The organism is Parafrankia soli (genome assembly GCF_001854695.1).
Lineage (GTDB): Bacteria > Actinomycetota > Actinomycetes > Frankiales > Frankiaceae > Parafrankia > Parafrankia soli.
In genome coordinates this window covers 26,210-43,446 of the sequence record NZ_MAXA01000233.1, presented here as the reverse complement: position 1 = coordinate 43,446, position 17,237 = coordinate 26,210, and the positions used below count along the sequence as shown (strand labels likewise).

14 protein-coding genes are annotated in these 17,237 nt (G+C 73.5%); 10 read left to right on the top strand and 4 right to left on the bottom strand.

What is annotated here, in order from left to right; all coding sequences use genetic code 11:
• The first annotated feature begins 55 nt into the window (after window positions 1–55).
• Together pheA and BBK14_RS23515 are read left to right on the top strand one after the other, a co-directional pair.
• Window positions 56–1,009 carry a prephenate dehydratase gene (gene pheA, locus BBK14_RS23520; protein ID WP_071065438.1) on the top strand — a complete coding sequence of 318 codons (954 nt, stop codon included), beginning with the start codon at window positions 56–58 and terminating at the stop codon, window positions 1,007–1,009.
• Between the two features lie 197 nt (window positions 1,010–1,206).
• Window positions 1,207–1,980, top strand: a complete 774-nt coding sequence (locus BBK14_RS23515; RefSeq protein WP_071065437.1) for a PaaI family thioesterase — start codon at window positions 1,207–1,209, stop codon at window positions 1,978–1,980.
• A gap of 33 nt (window positions 1,981–2,013) precedes the next feature.
• Here BBK14_RS23515 and BBK14_RS23510 read toward each other — a convergent pair whose 3' ends face one another.
• Complete coding sequence (locus BBK14_RS23510) at window positions 2,014–3,054, bottom strand: phosphotransferase family protein (protein ID WP_071065436.1); 1,041 nt, start codon at window positions 3,052–3,054, stop codon at window positions 2,014–2,016.
• Between the two features lie 418 nt (window positions 3,055–3,472).
• On the opposite strand from BBK14_RS23510, the gene BBK14_RS23505 reads away from it, so the two are divergent.
• From BBK14_RS23505 to BBK14_RS23495, 3 genes are read left to right on the top strand one after another with little or no spacing between them, the layout of a single operon-like run.
• Window positions 3,473–3,961 (top strand): MarR family winged helix-turn-helix transcriptional regulator, encoded by a 489-nt coding sequence (locus BBK14_RS23505; RefSeq protein ID WP_071065435.1) that lies wholly within the window; start codon window positions 3,473–3,475, stop codon window positions 3,959–3,961.
• 54 nt (window positions 3,962–4,015) lie between these two features.
• The gene (locus BBK14_RS23500) at window positions 4,016–5,200 is read left to right on the top strand and encodes a helix-turn-helix domain-containing protein (RefSeq protein WP_071065434.1); all 1,185 of its coding nucleotides are present in this window, start codon (window positions 4,016–4,018) and stop codon (window positions 5,198–5,200) included.
• Window positions 5,201–5,232: 32 nt separating this feature from the next.
• On the top strand, window positions 5,233–5,739 hold the full coding sequence (locus tag BBK14_RS23495) for a hypothetical protein (protein ID WP_476739402.1): 507 nt from the start codon (window positions 5,233–5,235) through the stop codon (window positions 5,737–5,739).
• A 55-nt stretch (window positions 5,740–5,794) separates the two neighbouring features.
• Here the strand turns inward: BBK14_RS23495 and BBK14_RS23490 are convergent, their stop codons facing one another.
• A complete protein-coding gene (locus BBK14_RS23490) occupies window positions 5,795–6,787 on the bottom strand; it encodes an NAD(P)-dependent alcohol dehydrogenase (RefSeq protein WP_071065432.1) in 993 nt (330 codons plus the stop codon).
• Window positions 6,788–7,018: 231 nt separating this feature from the next.
• Between BBK14_RS23490 and BBK14_RS23485 the strand changes: the two genes are divergently transcribed.
• The 4 genes from BBK14_RS23485 to BBK14_RS23470 all read left to right on the top strand — a co-directional run bounded on the left by BBK14_RS23485 (window position 7,019) and on the right by BBK14_RS23470 (window position 13,088).
• Window positions 7,019–9,946 carry an ATP-binding protein gene (locus BBK14_RS23485; RefSeq protein ID WP_071065431.1) on the top strand — a complete coding sequence of 976 codons (2,928 nt, stop codon included), beginning with the start codon at window positions 7,019–7,021 and terminating at the stop codon, window positions 9,944–9,946.
• 119 nt (window positions 9,947–10,065) lie between these two features.
• Window positions 10,066–11,076, top strand: a complete 1,011-nt coding sequence (locus BBK14_RS23480) for an alpha/beta hydrolase (protein ID WP_071065430.1) — start codon at window positions 10,066–10,068, stop codon at window positions 11,074–11,076.
• A gap of 167 nt (window positions 11,077–11,243) precedes the next feature.
• Window positions 11,244–11,990 carry an SDR family oxidoreductase gene (locus BBK14_RS23475; protein WP_071065429.1) on the top strand — a complete coding sequence of 249 codons (747 nt, stop codon included), beginning with the start codon at window positions 11,244–11,246 and terminating at the stop codon, window positions 11,988–11,990.
• Window positions 11,991–12,194: 204 nt separating this feature from the next.
• Entirely contained in the window at window positions 12,195–13,088 is an 894-nt protein-coding gene (locus BBK14_RS23470; RefSeq protein ID WP_071065450.1) for a pentapeptide repeat-containing protein, read from the top strand.
• 32 nt (window positions 13,089–13,120) lie between these two features.
• Here the strand turns inward: BBK14_RS23470 and BBK14_RS23465 are convergent, their stop codons facing one another.
• On the bottom strand, window positions 13,121–13,870 hold the full coding sequence (locus tag BBK14_RS23465; protein WP_071065428.1) for a hypothetical protein: 750 nt from the start codon (window positions 13,868–13,870) through the stop codon (window positions 13,121–13,123).
• A gap of 447 nt (window positions 13,871–14,317) precedes the next feature.
• On the opposite strand from BBK14_RS23465, the gene BBK14_RS23460 reads away from it, so the two are divergent.
• Window positions 14,318–16,342, top strand: a complete 2,025-nt coding sequence (locus BBK14_RS23460) for a DUF6461 domain-containing protein (protein ID WP_071065427.1) — start codon at window positions 14,318–14,320, stop codon at window positions 16,340–16,342.
• A 277-nt stretch (window positions 16,343–16,619) separates the two neighbouring features.
• On the opposite strand, the gene BBK14_RS23455 is transcribed toward BBK14_RS23460, so the two are convergent.
• On the bottom strand, window positions 16,620–17,237 hold the full coding sequence (locus tag BBK14_RS23455) for a nucleotidyl transferase AbiEii/AbiGii toxin family protein (RefSeq protein WP_157904323.1): 618 nt from the start codon (window positions 17,235–17,237) through the stop codon (window positions 16,620–16,622).

Below are 17,237 nucleotides of genomic sequence, written 5' to 3'. Positions count from 1 at the left end.
CGACCTTCACCCCGCAGGCGACGACCGCCGCCGAACCGGTCCCAGGAGACATGTCTTGCCTGCCCACGCCCCGCACGCCCGCCTCACCTACCTGGGCCCTGAGGGGACTTTCACCGAAGCCGCGCTGCGCACGCTGCCGGAGGCGGCGACCCACGAGCTGTTCCCGTCCATGTCGGTGGCGGCGGCGCTGGACGCGGTGCGCAACGAGGACGCCGTCGCGGCGCTGGTGCCGATCGAGAACTCCGTCGAGGGCGCGGTGACCGCCACACTGGACGAGCTGGCGACCGGCCGGCCGCTGGTCATCCGCCGCGAGGTGCTGCTGCCGATCAGCTTCGCGCTGCTGGTGCGGCCGGGCACGACGCTGGACGACGTCAAGACGGTCACCGGCCACTCGGTCGCCCAGGCCCAGGTGCGCCGGTGGCTGGCGGCGAACCTGCCGCACGCGGAGTGGGAGTCGGCGGCGTCCAACGCCGAGGGAGCCAGGCTGGTTCGGGACGGGCGGTTCGACTGCTGCTTCGCCGGGGAGTTCACGGCGCGGCGCTACGGCCTGGAGGCGCTGCTGACCAACGTCAACGACGCCGCCGACGCCACGACCCGGTTCGTCCTGCTCGGACGTCCCGGCCCGACGACCGCGCCGACGCGCGCGGACAAGACGTCCATCGTGGTGTGGCCGACCGAGGACGAGCCGGGCGCGCTGCTGGCGCTGCTGCAGGAGTGGGCGGTCCGCAAGGTCAACCTGATCCGGATCGAGTCCCGGCCGACCGGTGAGGGGCTGGGCCGGTACTGCTTCTCGATCGACGCGGAGGGGCATGTCAGCGGCCGCGGGGTCAGCGAGGCCCTGATGGGGCTGCACCGGATCTGCCGGAAGATCCGGTTCCTGGGTTCCTATCCCCGTGCCGACCGGCCCGCCCCGCCCGCGGGCCAGCGGCTGACGGGGCACGACTTCGTCGAGGCCGCGGACTGGCTCTCCACCTGTCTGACCGGCGACGACGGGGACTGGGAGCCCTGACCGTGGCGGCCACGTTCCTTTGATTGTGACGTCGATATTTGCTTAGTGTGGTGCGCGGAGCACCTGCTCCGGCGGCCGCCGGGGAGGACGAGGCCAGCGACGGCGTGCTCCGGCCGTCGGGCGTGACATCGAGGTCACGTGCCCCCGCCCCTCCCCGTCTCGTCCCGTCTCGTCCCCGGACCAGGAGCGTGGCTTCCGTGAGCAGTGACAGCGACGTGCGCCCGAGCACGCACATCCTGTCCGACCTCGGTTTCGAGCTGACCAGGGTCGGTGACGAACTGCGCGGGTCGGCGGCGATCGTCCCCGAGATGTTCGTGCCCGGCACCCCGAGCGTCCGGACCTCCATTCTCGCCGTCTGGGCCGACACCGCGTGCGGGCATGCCGTCATGGCCGCCGTCGCCCCGCGGGTTCCGGTCACCCTCGACCTCGACGTGCACGTCTACCGCCCGCTGCACGAGTCCGGGACCATCAGCACCGTGGCGCGGCTGGTCAAGGCCGGGAAGTCGGTCTGTGGCGTCGAGGTGGTCTTCACCGGCACCGGCGGCGACGAGCTGGCGTTCTGCACCGCGTCCTTCATGGCCGCTCCGAACCCAGAGATGATCATGCCATCGGCGCAGACCGGCCTGGCCTCCCGCCCCCGCGGAGGACGGCTCCAGGTCCCGCTGGCCGAGCGCGCGCGCTGCGAGATCCGCGAACCGGGCATCGCCACGCTCCCCCGCACCGAGGACGGGCTGAACTCGTCGCAGACGGTGAGCGGCGGGCTGATCGCCCTGGCCGTCGAGGAGGCGGCGCTCTCCCTGACCCCGGGCACCTCGCTCTCCTCCCTGGCCCTGCGCTTCCTGCGCCCGGTGCGCACCGGCCCCGTCGTGGCCACGGCCCAGGTACGGGACGGTCTCGGCCGCGTCGAGGCCCGCGACGCCGGCGGCGACAACCGCCTCGCCGTCCTCGCCACCACCAGGGTGTTCGGCTAGCCGCCCTGTTCGGAGGGGTTCATTCGGAGGGGTTCAACGGACGTCCGCGGGCAGGAAGGCGAGCGCCTCGCRGAGATTGCGTTCGGCGATATCCCTCATCAGGGCGCGCTCCGGGAAGTCACCGTCGAGCAGCCGCAGCGGCCCGGCGACGAGCGACAGGCGCATCGCCAGCGTGTAGAACGCCAGCCGCCGCGCGTCGAGGTCACCGTGTTCCAGCCACCGGTAATGCTCGCCGAAGCGCAGCCGCAGGAACACGTGCTCCCACTCGACGTCGAAGAACATCAGCCCCTCGACGTCGATGAGGACCGGCCGCCCACGCCGGTCCACCAGAACGTGGTCCGGCCCGAGTTCCCCGTGGACGAGCCCGTACCGCGAACGCGGGCGCACGGCCGCGGCCAGTGTGTGGACCACTGACTCCAGGCGCTCCCGGCCGCGGGTGAGCCGCGTGTCACGGACGGCGGCTTCGGCGAGGTCGCCGAGCGCGCGTTCGAGGACGACCTGCTCGCAGGAGCCGCCCCTGGACGTACCGCCCTTGTTGGCCAGGGCGACCTTGCCGAAGTGTGGACCGTGGTGCCCCCGCATCACGGCGAGCGTCTCGGCGAGCTGTGCCATCGTCGCCTCCGCGCCGTGCGGGTCCTCCCGGAGCAGTGCTTCCAGGCTGTCGCCGGGCACGTCCTCGACCACGGCGACGTCCGCCGGGTAGTGACCCCCGCTCCGGTCAGTCAGTCGGATCCGCGGCGTGCGGATGCCGAGGACGTCCAGCTCGCGGTGGGCGGCCTCGAAGAGATCGAGGCCTGAGGCCGGCTCGAACGGGTCCGTGTGGCTGTCGGTGTCGGTATCGGTATCGCTGTCGGTACCGCTGTCGGTACCGCCGGCCCGCGGGGTGGGCCAGTAGTTCTCGGAGTCGTCCCAGATGTAGACGATCGCGGTCGAGTCGTCGTCGAGAGTTAGTCGGTACACGCCCTTCCTGCTTCCGCCTCGCAGCCGGGAGACACCCACGAGTCGATGTCCAGCGCCCAGCGCGGCGCGTGCGACAGGCTCCAGGTGCTCTCGGGTGACGACTCTGCGCGCCATGTGCACGGCCTGCCTCTCCCATGTGCCGATTGTTGACCTCAGACACGGCCCGGCGGCGGAGGCCCTGGTGCTTCTGGTGCTCGGCTACTCGCCTCTTGGTTTCTTTCTCGCCATYTCGGGGGCATTTTCCGCGGAATCCGGTCTGAAAGGGCGAGAAGGATGTCAGAAGGCGAGCAGGCCACCCTGACGTTCAGGCGGTTTGTCCGATATAGGGCCTAGCCCTGGTAGGACGGCTTGGCCGGCCCGGCGGCCCGGCGGCCCGGCGGCCCGGCGGCCCGGCGGCCCGGCGGCCCGGCGGCGCTGGGGTCCGTCCCGTTTCGTCATGCCCGACAGAATAGGCAAGGGTCTTTCCTATTCGCAACGGCGGACTGCCCGCGCGACCGGAATGTCGACGTGGCCGAGAGCTAACGTGACTCACATGTCCAGGCCGGCCGCCGCGCAGACCACCCCGGCGCTGTTGCAGGCCGTGGCCCGGTCGCAGGCGTCCCGGGTGGCCGCCGGGTTCACCGAGGCCGGGCTCACCGGGCTGCGCCCGGGTCACGCGCAGTTGCTGATCCCCCTGCTGAGCGGTGGACGGCGGGTCTCCGAGCTGGCGGAGCAGCTCGGCGTCTCCCGACAGGCCGTGGCTCAGGTGGTTACCACGCTCGAGAAGGGCAGCTACGTCGAGCGGGTGGCCGATCCGCGCGACGGGCGGGCCCGCGTCGTCCGACTGACGGCGCTCGGCCTGGTGGCGCTGCGGGCGATGCGCGCCACCGCGCTGGCCGTGGAGCGGGAGTGGGCCGCCCGGCTCGGCGCCGACGGCCTCGGCCAGCTTCGCGACCTGCTCACCACCCTGCTCGACACCGACACCGACACCGACACTGGTGCGGGCGCGGGCACGGGCGCGGGTTCCGACACCAGCGCCTGACGCGCCACCCCGGGCCATCTTGCGAAAATCGCAAGGCGAGGTTATCGTCGCAGAGTGCCCAGCATCCCCGAACGCCCGACTTCGTCCGGGCACACGACTTCGTCCGGGCAGGCGGCCTCCCCCAGGCACGCCACCGTTCCCGAGCGGGTCGCCGGGCTGATCGAGGCGTCCGGGCTGACCCGTCGCGATTTCGGGCTGCGCATCGGGCTCGACGAGTCGAAGATGTCGAAGTCGTTGCGCGGCACCCGCCGCTTCTCCTCGACGGACCTGGCCCGCATCGCGCAGGCCTGCGAGGTCACCGTCGACTGGCTCCTCACCGGTGACGAGCCGGCCCTCTCGCTGGCTGCCAGAACCGCCGGCGGTGACGCGGGCGGCGCGCTCGCCACGGCCAGACACCTCAGCACGATGCGCGCCGACCTGGCCGAACTCGGCTACCCGGCACCCTGGCAGGGGCCCCGGCTGGAGCACGTTCCCGTCGGCTGGTCTGAGCAGGGCCGGCGGCTGGCCGGGCGCGCGCTCGACGAGGTCGACAAGGCGGGCCGGTCGGTGCTGGAAGAGGACCTGATCAGCGTGATCGAGGCCGTCTTCGGCGTCGACATCGCCGTCGCCGACCTCGGCCCGGGCATCGACGGCCTGGCCGTTGCCTCCGCCGAGGTGGCGCTGATCCTGCTGGCGACATCCCCGGTGCCGGCCCGCCAGCGGTTCACCCTCGCCCACGAGCTCGGCCACCTGCTCGCCGGCGACGACCAGGACGTCCACCTCGACCGGGACATCTTCGACCTCGCCCAGGCGAGGGATCCCAGCGAGATCCGCGCGAACGCGTTCGCCTCGGCGTTCCTGATGCCGGCCGACGCCCTCGGCGACGCGGTCGGCGACCCGGTCGACCCGGCCGGCTTCGCCGACAGCTGTTTCGCCACCCTCGCCTGTGACCTGATGGTGACTCCGTCGGCACTGGCCTACCGGCTGCGCAACCTCCAGATGATCGACTCGGCCACGTGTGACCGGTTGAAGCGGATGACGGGGCCGAAGGCGGCCCACCTCGCCGGCCGCAGCGACCAGTTCGCCCGGCGGGCCGCGGTCGCCGGCACCCCGCGGCCACCCGGGCTCATGCTCCGGGACACCTACGCCGCCTACGAAACCGGCGTGACAACCCTGCGTCCCTATGCCAACCTGCTCGGCGTAGACGTCGATGATCTCAGCACCGCACTCGAAGCGGACCGCCCGGCGCCCGGGGAGTAGCCACGGAACTTCTCTTCCCCGACAACACCGTCCTGTGCAACTTCGCCGCCGTGGGGCGCCTTGACCTGCTCAGGTCGGTGCTCCGGGGGCGCGGGCGCTGGACGGCCGCCGTCGCCCACGAGGCGAGCCGCTCGGCGCGTTACTTCCCCGACCTGGCCCTGCTGCCGGCGGAGGGCTGGCTCGGCGAGGCGATCGAGATCGTCGACGAGGTCGACATCCGGCGGGTCAACCGCATCMGGCGGGCCGTGTTCGGCGGCACCGACGCCGAACCGCTGCGGCACCTCGGTGAGGCGGAGAGCTGCTTCGTGATCCTCGAGTGGGCGGCCTTCGCCGGCTCCTGGTGGATCTCCGACGACCGGGAGTCCCTGCGGTACGCCCGCCGGCGCGGCATCACCACCGCCGAGACGATCGACGTCATGGGAATGGCGGTCGCCGACGGCCATGTCGACAAGCGCGACGCGGTCGCCCTGATGCACCGGATGACAGCCGAGGGCAGGCACCTTCGGCTGCCCCGCTCCGACGCCGACCTCGTGACCTGACGGGTCGCCTGGGGCGTGACCTGCGCCGCGGGCGCACCGCCATCCGCGCCCGGGGTCACACCACGTCGACGACGATCTTTCCGCGGACGTGGCCGGCCTCGACCAGGGCCAGCCCCGCGGCGACGTCCACCAGCGGGATCGTCCGGTCGACGACGGTGGTGAGCCCGCCGGCCGCGGCGAGGTCGGCGAGCGCGGCCAGTTCGGAGCGGTCGAGGCGGGTGGGCAGGACGCGCAGGTGCTGGCGGACGAACCTGTCGGCCGCTACCGCCCCGAGCATGGCGCCGACCGCGCCGAACACCCGCCCGGGTGAGCCGCCCGCGTTGACCACCAGCGTGCCGCGCGGGGCGAGCGCCCGCCGCAGCCGGCGCAGCGGGTGGTTCCCGACGTTGTCGAGGATCACGTCGTAACCCCCATGCCGCTCGAGGAAGCCGTCCGCGGTGAAGTCGCCCTTCGTGTAGTCCACGACGTGCGCGGCGCCGAGCGAGCGGACCAGTTCGGCGTTGCGCCCGCTGCACACGCCGGTCACCTCAGCGCCCAGCCCGGCCGCGATCTGGACGGCGTAGGTGCCCACCCCACCGGCGGCACCGTTGACGAGCAGCCTGGTCCCGGCCCGCACCTCGCCGGTCTCCCGCACCCCGCGCAGTGCCGTCGTACCGGCGGTCGGCAGCGCCGCCGCGTCGGAGAAGGCGAGGCCGGCCGGTTTGCGGGCCAGCATGCCCGGCCGGGTGCGGGCGAGCTCGGCGAAGGCGCCCGGGCAGAAGCCGAACACCTCCGTGCCCGGGCTCAGCTCGCGCACGTTCACGCCGACCGCCTCGACCACGCCGGCCGCGTCCAGCCCGGCCACCGGGTTCTTCGGCCGGCGCAGCCCCATCCCGCCCATCAGCCGCGCGACGTACGGGTCGCCGCGCAGCATGTGCCAGTCGTACGGGTTCAGCGCCGCGGCCCGCACCCGCACCAGCACCTCGTCCGGCCCCGGCACCGGCACGTCGACATCGGCCAGCCGCAGGATGTCCGGCGGGCCGAACCTGTCCTGGACGACCGCCTTCACCGTGACCTCCGACCGGGCTGACCAGGCCGACCGGGCCGGCCGGCCGCCACCGCGGCGCGGGCGCGCCCGGCATCCAAACTGAGAACCGTCATGAGGCAACGGTGGCGTCGCCGTGTTGAGCGGCGGCGGTGAATCGCTGGCGCGGCGGTTGAGTGTCGGTGGCGGGTCGCATACTGGCGGCGGGAGAGTTGATCGTCGAGGCAGGAAGTCGTCGAGGCAGGGAGCGCACCCGTGCTGCGGATCCGGCTGCTGGGCGGGGTCGGTGCCGTCACGTCCGGCGGCGAGCCGGTCGACGTCGGCCCGGCGAAGTGCCAGGCGCTGCTCGCCGCGCTCGCGCTCGCCCCCGGCAAGGTCGTGCCGGTCGGGCGGCTGGTGGAGCTGGTCTGGGGCCCGCACCCGCCCAGGACGGCCGACCGCACCCTGCAGTCGTACGCCACCCGGCTTCGCAGGGCGCTCGGTCCCGGTTCGATCCGCCGGGTCGGCGCCGCCTACCTGCTGGATGTCGCGCCGGAGGCGGTGGACGTCGTCCGCTTCCAGCGGCTACTCGACGAGCGGGACGTCGCCGCCGCCCTCGCCGAGTGGGCGGGCCCGCCGCTGGCCGGGCTGGTCGTGCCCGGCCTGGCCGGAGCCGTCGACGGGCTGGTCGAGCAGTGGCTGGCCGCCGTGGAGGTGGATCTGGCGCGCCAGGTGGAGACCGACGCGCGTTCCGCGCTGGGCCGGCTCACCGAGCTGACCGCCGCCCACCCGCTCCGCGAGGGCCTGTGGGCGCTGCTCATGACGGCGCTCTACCGGGCCGGGCGCCCGTCCGAGGCCCTGGCGGCGTTCCGCGCCGCCCGCCGGCACCTGGTCGACACCCTCGGGGTGGAGCCGGGGCCGGCGCTGCGCGAGCTCGAGGCACTGGTCCTGGAGCACGACAGACGGCTCCTGCCGCCCGGCGAGGGATTCGGCCAGGTCGGCGAACGTCCCGTCCCGGGCGAGCGCCCGGGCAATCTTCCCCGCCGGCTGGGGCGGCTACTCGGCCGCGAGCATGATCTGGAGGCCGTCGGCGGCGCGCTGGCCGTCTCACCCGTCGTGACCCTGGTGGGGCCGGGTGGGATCGGCAAGACCCGGCTGGCCCTCGCGGCGGCGGCGCGGCACCGCGACGCGGACGGCGTCTGGCTGGTCAAGCTGGCCGAGATCGCGGCTCCGTCCGATGTGGCGCGGGCGGTCGCCGGTGTCGTGGGCGTGACGGAGACCTCCGGGCGCCCGCTGGGCGAGTCCGTCGTGGCGGCGCTGCGCCATCGCCGGGTGCTGCTCGTCCTGGACAACTGCGAGCATGTCGTCGACGGCGCCGCGGCGCTCGCCCAGGCGATCGCCGAAGGCTGCCCCGAGGTGCGGATCCTCGCCACCTCCCGGGAGCGGCTCGGCCTCGGGAACGGCTTCGAGCGGCTCGTCGCCGTGGGCCCGCTGGAGCCCGCCGGGGCGGCCGCCGAGCTGTTCGCGCAGCGCGCCCGCGCGGTCTTCCCCGCCTTCGACGCGCGGGCCGGCCACGCCGAGATCACCGAGATCTGCCGCCGTCTCGACGGCCTCCCGCTGGCCATCGAGCTGGCCGCCGCCCGCACCGCGGCCCTCGGCCTCACCGACCTGCTCGAGCGTCTCGACGACCAGCTGCGCCTGCTCGTCGGCGGCGCGCGGACGGCCGACGAGCGCCACCGGACGCTGCGCGCCACCGTGCGGTGGTCCTACGACCTGCTCGCTCCCGCCGCGCAACGCCTGTTCCGGCAGCTGTCGGTCTTCGCCGGGCCGTTCGACCTGGGCGCGGCAACCACCGTCGCGGCAACCACCGAAGGCAACGGTGCGGACGGCTCGCGCGCCGCCGGCCGGCCGGGCGACCCGGGCACGGCCGGCGCGGGCGGCGCGGGCGGCGCGATGGGCGAGGCGGAGGACCTGCTCGGTGACCTCGTGGCGCGGTCGATGCTCGTGGCGGAGACCGGGCCGTTCGGGCGGCGCTTCCGGCTTCTGGAGACGATGCGCCAGTTCGCCGCCGAACGGCTCGCTGACGCCGGTGAGACCCGGCAGGCGACCGAACGGCACGCCCGGTGGTGCCTCGAGGCGGCCACCCGCGTCCAGGTGCTGCTTGCCGGCCCGGCCGAGGTCGAGGGCGTCGCCCGTCTCGACGAGCTCTGGCCCAACCTGCGGGCCGCGTTCGACCGGGCGTGCGCGGCCGGTGACACGGCGCTGGCCCGGGCGCTCGTGCGCCCCGTCGTCGTGGAGATCGTCCGCCGCAGCCGCCACGAGATCGGCGACTGGATCGAACGGCTCCTGGCACTCGGGCAGCCGGGGGCGGAGCCGGACCCCGACCTCGTCGTCTTCGCGCTCACCTGGGCGGCGCAACGCTACAAGATGAGCCAGGACAGCGCCGCCTACGAACGACTCGTCGAACGCCACGGCGAGCCGGACCATCCGTTGGTCCGCCATGCGCGAGCGTCCGTCTACGAGGACTACCCGGCCCATGTGACCTGGGCCGCGCCGGCCGTGGCGGAGCTGCGCCGGCACGGCGCGGACGACCTGGCCGAGCAGTTCGAGCTGGACGTCGGCGCGGCCCTGCTGTTCACCGGCCGGTTCGCCGAGCACGACGCCGTGGTCGGGGCGCTGGTCGAGCGGTACCGCCGGCAGGGGCCGCCCACCCTGCTGAACCTGACTCTGGTGCTGCTCGGCTACTCGGCGCTGCTGCGTGGCCGGCACGACCGCGCCGACCGGCTGTTCGACGAGGCCGTCGGCGTCGAGGTGCCGGCCCGGACGCACTCGCCGAACCGGGCCGTCCAGGCCCGGGCGGTCTTCCGACGCGGTGAGCGGGCGCGGGCGTTCGCCATCCTGCACTCGCACGTCGAGCAGCTGCTCGACGACGGGAACATGCAGGCCGTCTGCGTCACCACGGTCGAGTTCGTCAACATGGCGGCTGCCGTCGGCCGGCTCGAGGAGGCGGCACGCATGCTGGGCTTCCTCGAGACGACCGGCCTGCTCGAGCATCCCGCGTGGCGGACGCTCGTCGACGGCACGACGGCCCGGGTCGCCGCCGACCCCGGCGTCGACCCGGAGCGGGAACGGGCCGGCGGCCGGCGGCTGGACGACCGTCAGGCTCTGGAGTACATGCGAGGCGTCCTGGACCTCCTCACCTGACCGGCAGCCCGTGGTCTCCGGCCCGACCGGTCGCCCGCCGGATGACAAGCGGGGACGATGCTTGGCGGGCGTCTCATAACGCCCGCTCACGGCTCCGCACCGACGCAGGAGGACCGCCGATGACCGTCGACTCCCCGTTATCGACCCCGCGCCAGGACGACGCCGCCGGACCGCCGCCGCCCTTCGACGCCGAGGTGCGCCCGACAATGGTGATCATGCGGCAGGCGCTGGCGGGGATGCGGACGCTGGACGCCGTCCTGGCCGCCCGTGAGCACACCGGCCGGGCCCGGGACCAGGACGCGCGGCTGGCCCGCGACGGGGCGTTCGAGCTGACCGAGGTGTCGGTGCCCGGCCCGCCCGGCGGGCCCGAGGTGTCACTGCTCGTGTGCCGGCCCACGGCGACCACCGCGCCCCGCGCCGTCCTGTACTTCGCGCACGGCGGCGGAATGATCATCGGTGACAACCGACTGGGGCTCGACGACCCGCTGGACTGGGCGCAGGAGCTGGGACTCGTTGTGGTCTCCGTGGACTACCGCCTCGCGCCCGAGCATCCCCATCCGGCACCGGTCGAGGACTGCTACGCGGGCCTGGTGTGGACGGCCTCGCACGCGGCCGACCTGGGCGTCGACCCATCCCGGATCATCATCTCAGGACAGAGCGCCGGCGGCGGCCTGGCTGCGGCGACGGCGCTGCTGGCCCGCGACCGCGGCGGCCCGGCCCTGGACGGGCAGCTGCTGATGTGCCCGATGCTCGACGACCGCAACGACACCCCGTCCGCCCGGCAGATGGCCGGGGCGGGCGTCTGGGACCGGTCGATGAACGAGATGGGCTGGTCGGCTCTGCTCGGCGAGGCCCGGGGTGGCCCCGATGTCTCCTCCTACGCGGCCCCGGCGCGCGCCACGGATCTCTCCGCGCTGCCGCCCGCCTTCGTCGACGTCGGCTCGGCCGAGACGTTCCGGGACGAGGACGTCGCCTACGCGAGCCGCATCTGGCAGGCCGGGGGCGAGGCTGAGCTGCACGTATGGCCCGGCGGCTTCCACGGGTTCGACCTGGTGGCCCCGCAGGCGGCGCTCTCGCGGGCGGCGAAGGCGGCACGGCTCCAGTGGCTGCGCCGCCTGCTGCGGGACTGACCCGCTTGCCGCGGTGACGTGATTCACTCGACACTCGTCCGTGTATGTGTTCACTTATGAGGCCTGTCGGCGGCCCGGCAGCTTGACATCGGGCCGCCTACCACGACGTGGGTGCCGACCGGCCCCGCGTGCCGCGGCCCGCGGCCTACAGAACTGGAGTCCAGGCGATGAGAGTTGTGGTGGTCGGTGCGTCGAGCGGCCTCGGCCGGTGTATCGGCGTCGACCGGGGCCAGCGCGGCGACCAGGTGGCGCTGCTCGCCCGCAGACAGCACCGGTTGGTCGAGGCGGCCAAGGAGGCCGGGTCGGGCACGCTCGCCATCGCCTGCGACGTGACCGACGAGGAGTCCTGCGAGGCCGCGATCGAGGAGGCGGCGGCGGGTCTGGGCGGGATCGACGCCATCGTCTACGCCACCGGCATCGGCCCGCTCTCCCGGTTCGAGACGATCGGCGCCGCCACCTGGCGCAAGGCGTTCGACACGAACGTGATCGGCGCGGCGCTGATCACCGCCGCGGCTCTCCCCCACCTGAAGGCCTCGGGTGGCGTGGCGGCCTACCTGTCGTCGGTGAGCGCGTCGCTGACGCCGCCCTGGCCGGGGTTCGCGGCCTACAACGTGAGCAAGGCCGCGCTCGACAAGCTCATCGACTCGATGCGCGGTGAGCACCCGTCCGTTGGCTTCACCCGCATCGTCGTCGGGGACTGCGCCGGCGGCGAGGGTGACTCGTCGACCGAGTTCGTCACCGGCTGGGACAGGGAGTACGCCGCGGAGGTGCACCAGATCTGGGCGCAGCGCGGCTACATGGCCGGCGCGCTGCTCGACGTCGCGGAGCTGCTGCGCGTGGTGGACGTCGTGCTGCACTGCGGCGGCACCATCCCCACGGTGGCCGTGACCCCACGCCCCCCGGCCTCTGCCTGACGGCGCGGCCAGGTACCTGAACCAGCGAAATTCGGGCCGGGAGAACATCGTCCGGCGCAATCGCTCCCCTCTCGGTCCGCATGTGGCTAATGTCACCGCCTATGACGCAAGCCACGTGCGGGCGTCCGGGCTACCGGGGAGAAACCATGATTGCCGCGGTGGAGTTACCCGTCGCCCCACCTTCGCGACGTATGGGTGATCACGATGGGTGCTGAGCGCCGGGACCTGCACACCCGGCCGCTCAGCACCCCGGGTTCCGACACGCCGGGCCGCCCAGCTCCGGATCACGCGGCGGCAGATCATGCCGCGCCGGGTCAGACCGCGCCGGGTGCCGGGCCCCATGGCAGCGCCCCCGCACGGCTGGGGTCGCTGGGTGGTCTGCTCGCCGCGCTGCGCGGGAGGCCTCGGACGGGCGGGTACGCCGCCGGGGCGGACCTGGCCGGCGCGGACCTGGCCGGAGTGTGCCTCACCGGGCGGATCCTGCGCGGGGCGCGGCTGCACGGTGCCTACCTCAGCGGCGCCGACCTGCGCGGGACGGACCTCCGGGACGCCTGCCTGCGCGGGGCCGACCTGCGGGACGCCGACCTCAGTCAGGCCGCGCTCGGCGGTGCGGACCTCGCCGGTGCGCTGCTCGCCGGCGCCTTCCTCACCGGCGCCGACCTGCACGGGACGGACCTGCACGGAGCCTTCCTCCACAACGCGGATCTCCGGAAGGCCTTTCTCGCCCGCGCCGACCTGCGCGGAGCCGACGCCGACGGGATCATCATGCGCGGCGCGGACCTGCGCGCGGCCGACGCCACCGACGCGGTCCTGCGTCAGGCGGACCTGCGTGCGGCCGACCTGCGCGGGATCCGCCTGGCCGGGGCGATCCTGCGCGGGGTCGACCTGCGCGGCGCGGACCTGCGCGCCGCGGACCTGGGCACCGCCCTCCTGAGCTCCGCCCGGCTCGACCGGGTGTATTGGTCGACCGCGACGGCCTGGCCGCCCGGTGAGTGGACCTACCGGATGCGGTCGGCGTCCCAGCAGGTCGCCCCGGGCGTCTTCCAGGTCTCCGACGAGCCGACGCGCCCCGGCCGCCATCACCCGATGCCCGGCTGACCCACCGGCGGTGCCGCGGCCAGCCGCGCGGATCAGGAGACCGGCGGTTCCTTCCGCAGTCCTCCGATCGGGGCGACGGCGTGACCGCCCTCGGCCCGGCACCGCCACACCGGCCATCCGACGCCGTCCCAGTCCCAGTCCGGCAGGTGCAGGCCGCGACGATGGCGGGCGCAGGTCGGCCAGTAGAACTGGAACATCTCCATCACGCACTCCTGGACGTTCTCGGCGAGCGACAGGACCCTATGGGGCAGGTCGGCACCGTCCAGGCACTCCGCGGGGTTGCCCCCGCCGCGGTGGGGCTCGCCGCCGAAACCGATGAGGAGCTGCGGCTCACCGTCCTCGCCGTATTCGCCCGACCAGTGGAGCGTCAGGCGGCCCAGGCCGGCCTCGGTCTCGTCCAGGTCCCGCTGCACGATCGTCAGGGCCTGCTCGGTCCGAGCCACGAGATCGGGCTCGAACCGGGCGCGCGACTCCTCCCAGGGAAACAGCTCACCAGTCCTCCAGATGCGGCTGCCCAACCCCGACCTGGCGCGCGACTCCTCCCAGGGAAACAGCTCACCCCACGCATCTGTCTGCGGCTCGAGGCTGTGGCCCAGCTCGGTGAGCGCGACGGGCAGCAGGCGGCGTGCTTCGAGATCGTCACGGACGCCGAGGGCGGCCAGCTCACGCAGCGCGGGGCTGTCGAACCCGGCCGCCAGCGCGTCCGCCGCGAGGTGCGGCAGGCTCACTCCGATCTTGATGCCCGTCCTCAACGCGAACCACGCGTCCTCAAGCTCATCCACCCGTTCATCGTGACAGTGGGAACAGCGCCCGCTGACCGGAACGCACGCGGGCCCTTACCGGCCCGGAACGGCCGTCTGACGCCGGCCCGGGCCCGCGGACGGCTCACTCGATCCTGGTGCCACCCACGACGACCAGCGAGAACAATCACCGGACCGGTGATGGCCATTCACCGGCGCGCGCTTTACCGAAATACATCGAACCACCGGCCAAAAATCCTTTGGACGTTTTCATTCCAGGTATGTCAGCACGAGCACCTAACCCCGCCGGAACGATCCTCCGGAGTGTGTCGGCGCCAACCGCCTGCCCCGGCAGCGGTCGTGCCGGCGTGGCTGATTCCTGTCGGACCCTCGTGCAAGCATCCGAGCGCGGGTTTCAACCGGCCCGTACAGGAACCACCAGCCAAGGATTCACATCCTCACCAGACCCGTGAAGGCAGGAGGCGGACTGTGGAACACCGGACAGGAACCGCGGACGGCACGACGATGCTCCCGGCGGCGGCCCTGGATGCGCTCGCGAACGCCGTGGCCAAGGTGGTGCCGGCGCTGGCGGGCGTCATCCCGCCCGACGCGGCGGCCCGGCTCGGCCGGCTCGGCGTGCCCGGGGGGTCACACGTTCCAGGCCCGGCCGGTCAGGGCCCGAACCTACGAGGGCGCTCCACCCGAGTCAGCTACCAGGGGCGGGCCGTGTTCGATCAGCCCCGGTCACCGCACGCGGCGCCGGTGACGAGCCTGGGCCTGTCCGGGCCCGGGCCGGTCCCACCGCCATCGCCGAGGCCGGGCCCACGGCCCGCACCGCAGCCGTTCTTCGTGCCGCCCTCCCCGGCCGGCGAGGCCGAGTCGCCCGTGCTGCGCGCGCTGCGCGGGCTCGGCCCGCTGCTGGCCGAACGCCCGCTCGGCGCACTGGAGCTGACGCTCGGCGTGTTCGAGCTGGGCGGGGTCCCGCCCGGGCTGGCGGCCAGCGTCCCGACGCCTGCCGGTAGCCAGGTGGTCGCGTTCGCCATGGCCAGTGGTGGCGGCGAGCCGGAAGCCGCCGTGATCATGCTTKACCAGGTCCGCTGGGGCGCGAGCACACTCACCTGCGACCTGGTGCGGACGCTGAGCTCCCACCCGCTGGTCGCCCCGCTGCTTGTAGTGGAGGCCGTGCACAAGGAGGTCGTGGCGGAGGAAGAGACGGTAGCGGCCGAGGAGGTGGTCGCGGCGCGGCATGGCGCGGTGCACCTCGCCCTTGCGGTGGCGGTCTCCATCGCGGTGCTGCGTGAGCTCGGGCTGCCGGCGGTGCCGGCCCGGCCACCCGCGGTCGTCGGTCTCGCGCTCGGCGCGGCCGCCCATGTTCTCGCCGAGGCGCCGATGCCGGCCGCGTACGCGGCCGCGGCGCTGGCCCGTCGCAGGGCGGAGTACCGGCTTCCGCGCGGTTCCGCCGGGCGGGTCAGCGTGACCGGCCACTGCTTCGCCCTCGCCGAGTCCGGCTCTCCGGCGCTGGAAGCGGCGGCGCCCACGTCGTTCGCCGCGAACGGACTGGTCGAGACCGTGCCCGGCGGCGCCCTGATCCGCACCGGGACGGCGGCCGGCTCGGCGCATGTCCGCCTGGCGATTCTCCAGGGCCCTCCGGACAAGGTCGAGCTCGACGGATGGGACGAAGTGGTGGAGGTCAGTTGGACGGCAACGGCCGGGTCCGCCACCGTCTTCGGGGCAGGCCTGGCGATCCCCGCCCTGGAAGGAGAGACCCCGCCGTGGCCGGGCACGTACCGCCTGCGTGTGCACGCCCGCGACCGGGACGAGGGCGAAGAATACGAAGGCGACCTGCGCGGCGGCGAGGGCTACCTGCTCGTCGTGTGGGCGGCCCCGGCCGCGCCGGAGGTCGTGCACAGGCGGTCCGATCAGTTGGGGCACCGGCTACGCGGCGAGCCGCCGCCCGCGGCCCGGCCGGAGGCCGCCTACCGCTGGGTGCGCCACAGCTCGATCGGCGAGGCAGCCACCGTCACCGTCGTCCCCGGAGCCGACATCGCGCGGGTGCTCCGCGCGTTCGGCGCCGACGCCACCACGCCGGTGTCCATCACCGAGATGCAGGAGAGCTGGAGCGCCGGCAGGTTCTTCGTGGCCGTCCTCGCCGTGGAGGGTGCCGTGCTGGCGGTCGAGCACAACGGCTTCCAGGGCACCCGGGCGCCGGTGCTGCGGGCGCTGTCCCGGCGGGGCCGGGCGGCCAGCATGTTCTGGAACGTCAACGCGGTCACCCGGCTGTCGCTCGCGGAGCACGGCGAGATCGTCGCCTCCTTCGAACCCTGGCTCGACCGGGTGGCCGAGCTCGCCCCGGCCGTGCTGCCGTACCTGGCCGGCATGGACCTCACCGACCACCGGCGCAAGGTCGCGAAATGCCTGGTGGCCGTCGAGCGGTTCACCGGCTGCCCGGTGCGTCCGGTGGACATCGAGCGGGTCGAGGCGGCCGGCGTGGCCTACCTGATGCCCGACAGATGAGGGATGGACCTGACGTGGCAGCAGAAGAACCGCTCGATCTTGGTCGAAGGTCCTGCAATCACCGTCCGCCCGGTCGGGACGCGGCAGCCGACCAGGGACGACGCCGGACCAGGATCGGAATGATCACACCGTGGCCGACCTCGAACACACGTTCCGCAGAGCCGGTGGAAATCTTGCCACGTGAGTCACTCGCCTGTGGTGGGAGGGAATCGTAGGCGACGATCTTGTCCGGCGTGGGCTCACGGCAGCGATCCGGATGGGGCAGGCCGGTAGTCGCTCATCCGCCGGTGATTTCCTGACGCCAGGTGTGGAAGAAGTGGCGTAGCCGGTCGGCGGCCGGGCGGGGCAGTCCCAGGTCGTCGTCGGTGAACCGGCTGATGGTTCCGATCATGTCGGCGAACACCCGCAGGTCGAAGCCGCCGTCCTGGGTTTGGGCGAGGTGGACGAGTTTCTCCTTGGTGAAGACGTTCGCCAGGTCTTGCACGTCGGTGAAATCGCGTGCCTCGGCTCGGCCGAACAGGGCGAGAGTCTTGCGGGCCGCCAGGTCATGGGCGCCGAGTGTCGGGCCGAGTTCAGTGAGGGTGGGTGGTTCGTCCGGCGGGCTGTCGACACCGAGATCCACGATCAGCGCCTCGCTGTCTGCTTCGACGACAAGTCTGGCGAAGCTGTCCGTGAGCTGGACCCGCCGGGTGGCCCAGCCCTGCGAGGCCGCCGCGCGTTCGAACGCCGCTGCCGTGTCGGGGATCGATGCCGTGGGCGGGAGGGCGGTGAACAGGTCGACGTCGCGGGTCTCGCGGTCGACGAGATCACGTGCGATGAGCGCGGCGCCGCCCGCGACCGCGAAGCCCACGCTTTCGGGCAGCCCGAAGAAGATCCGCGCAACCGCCCGCTGCAA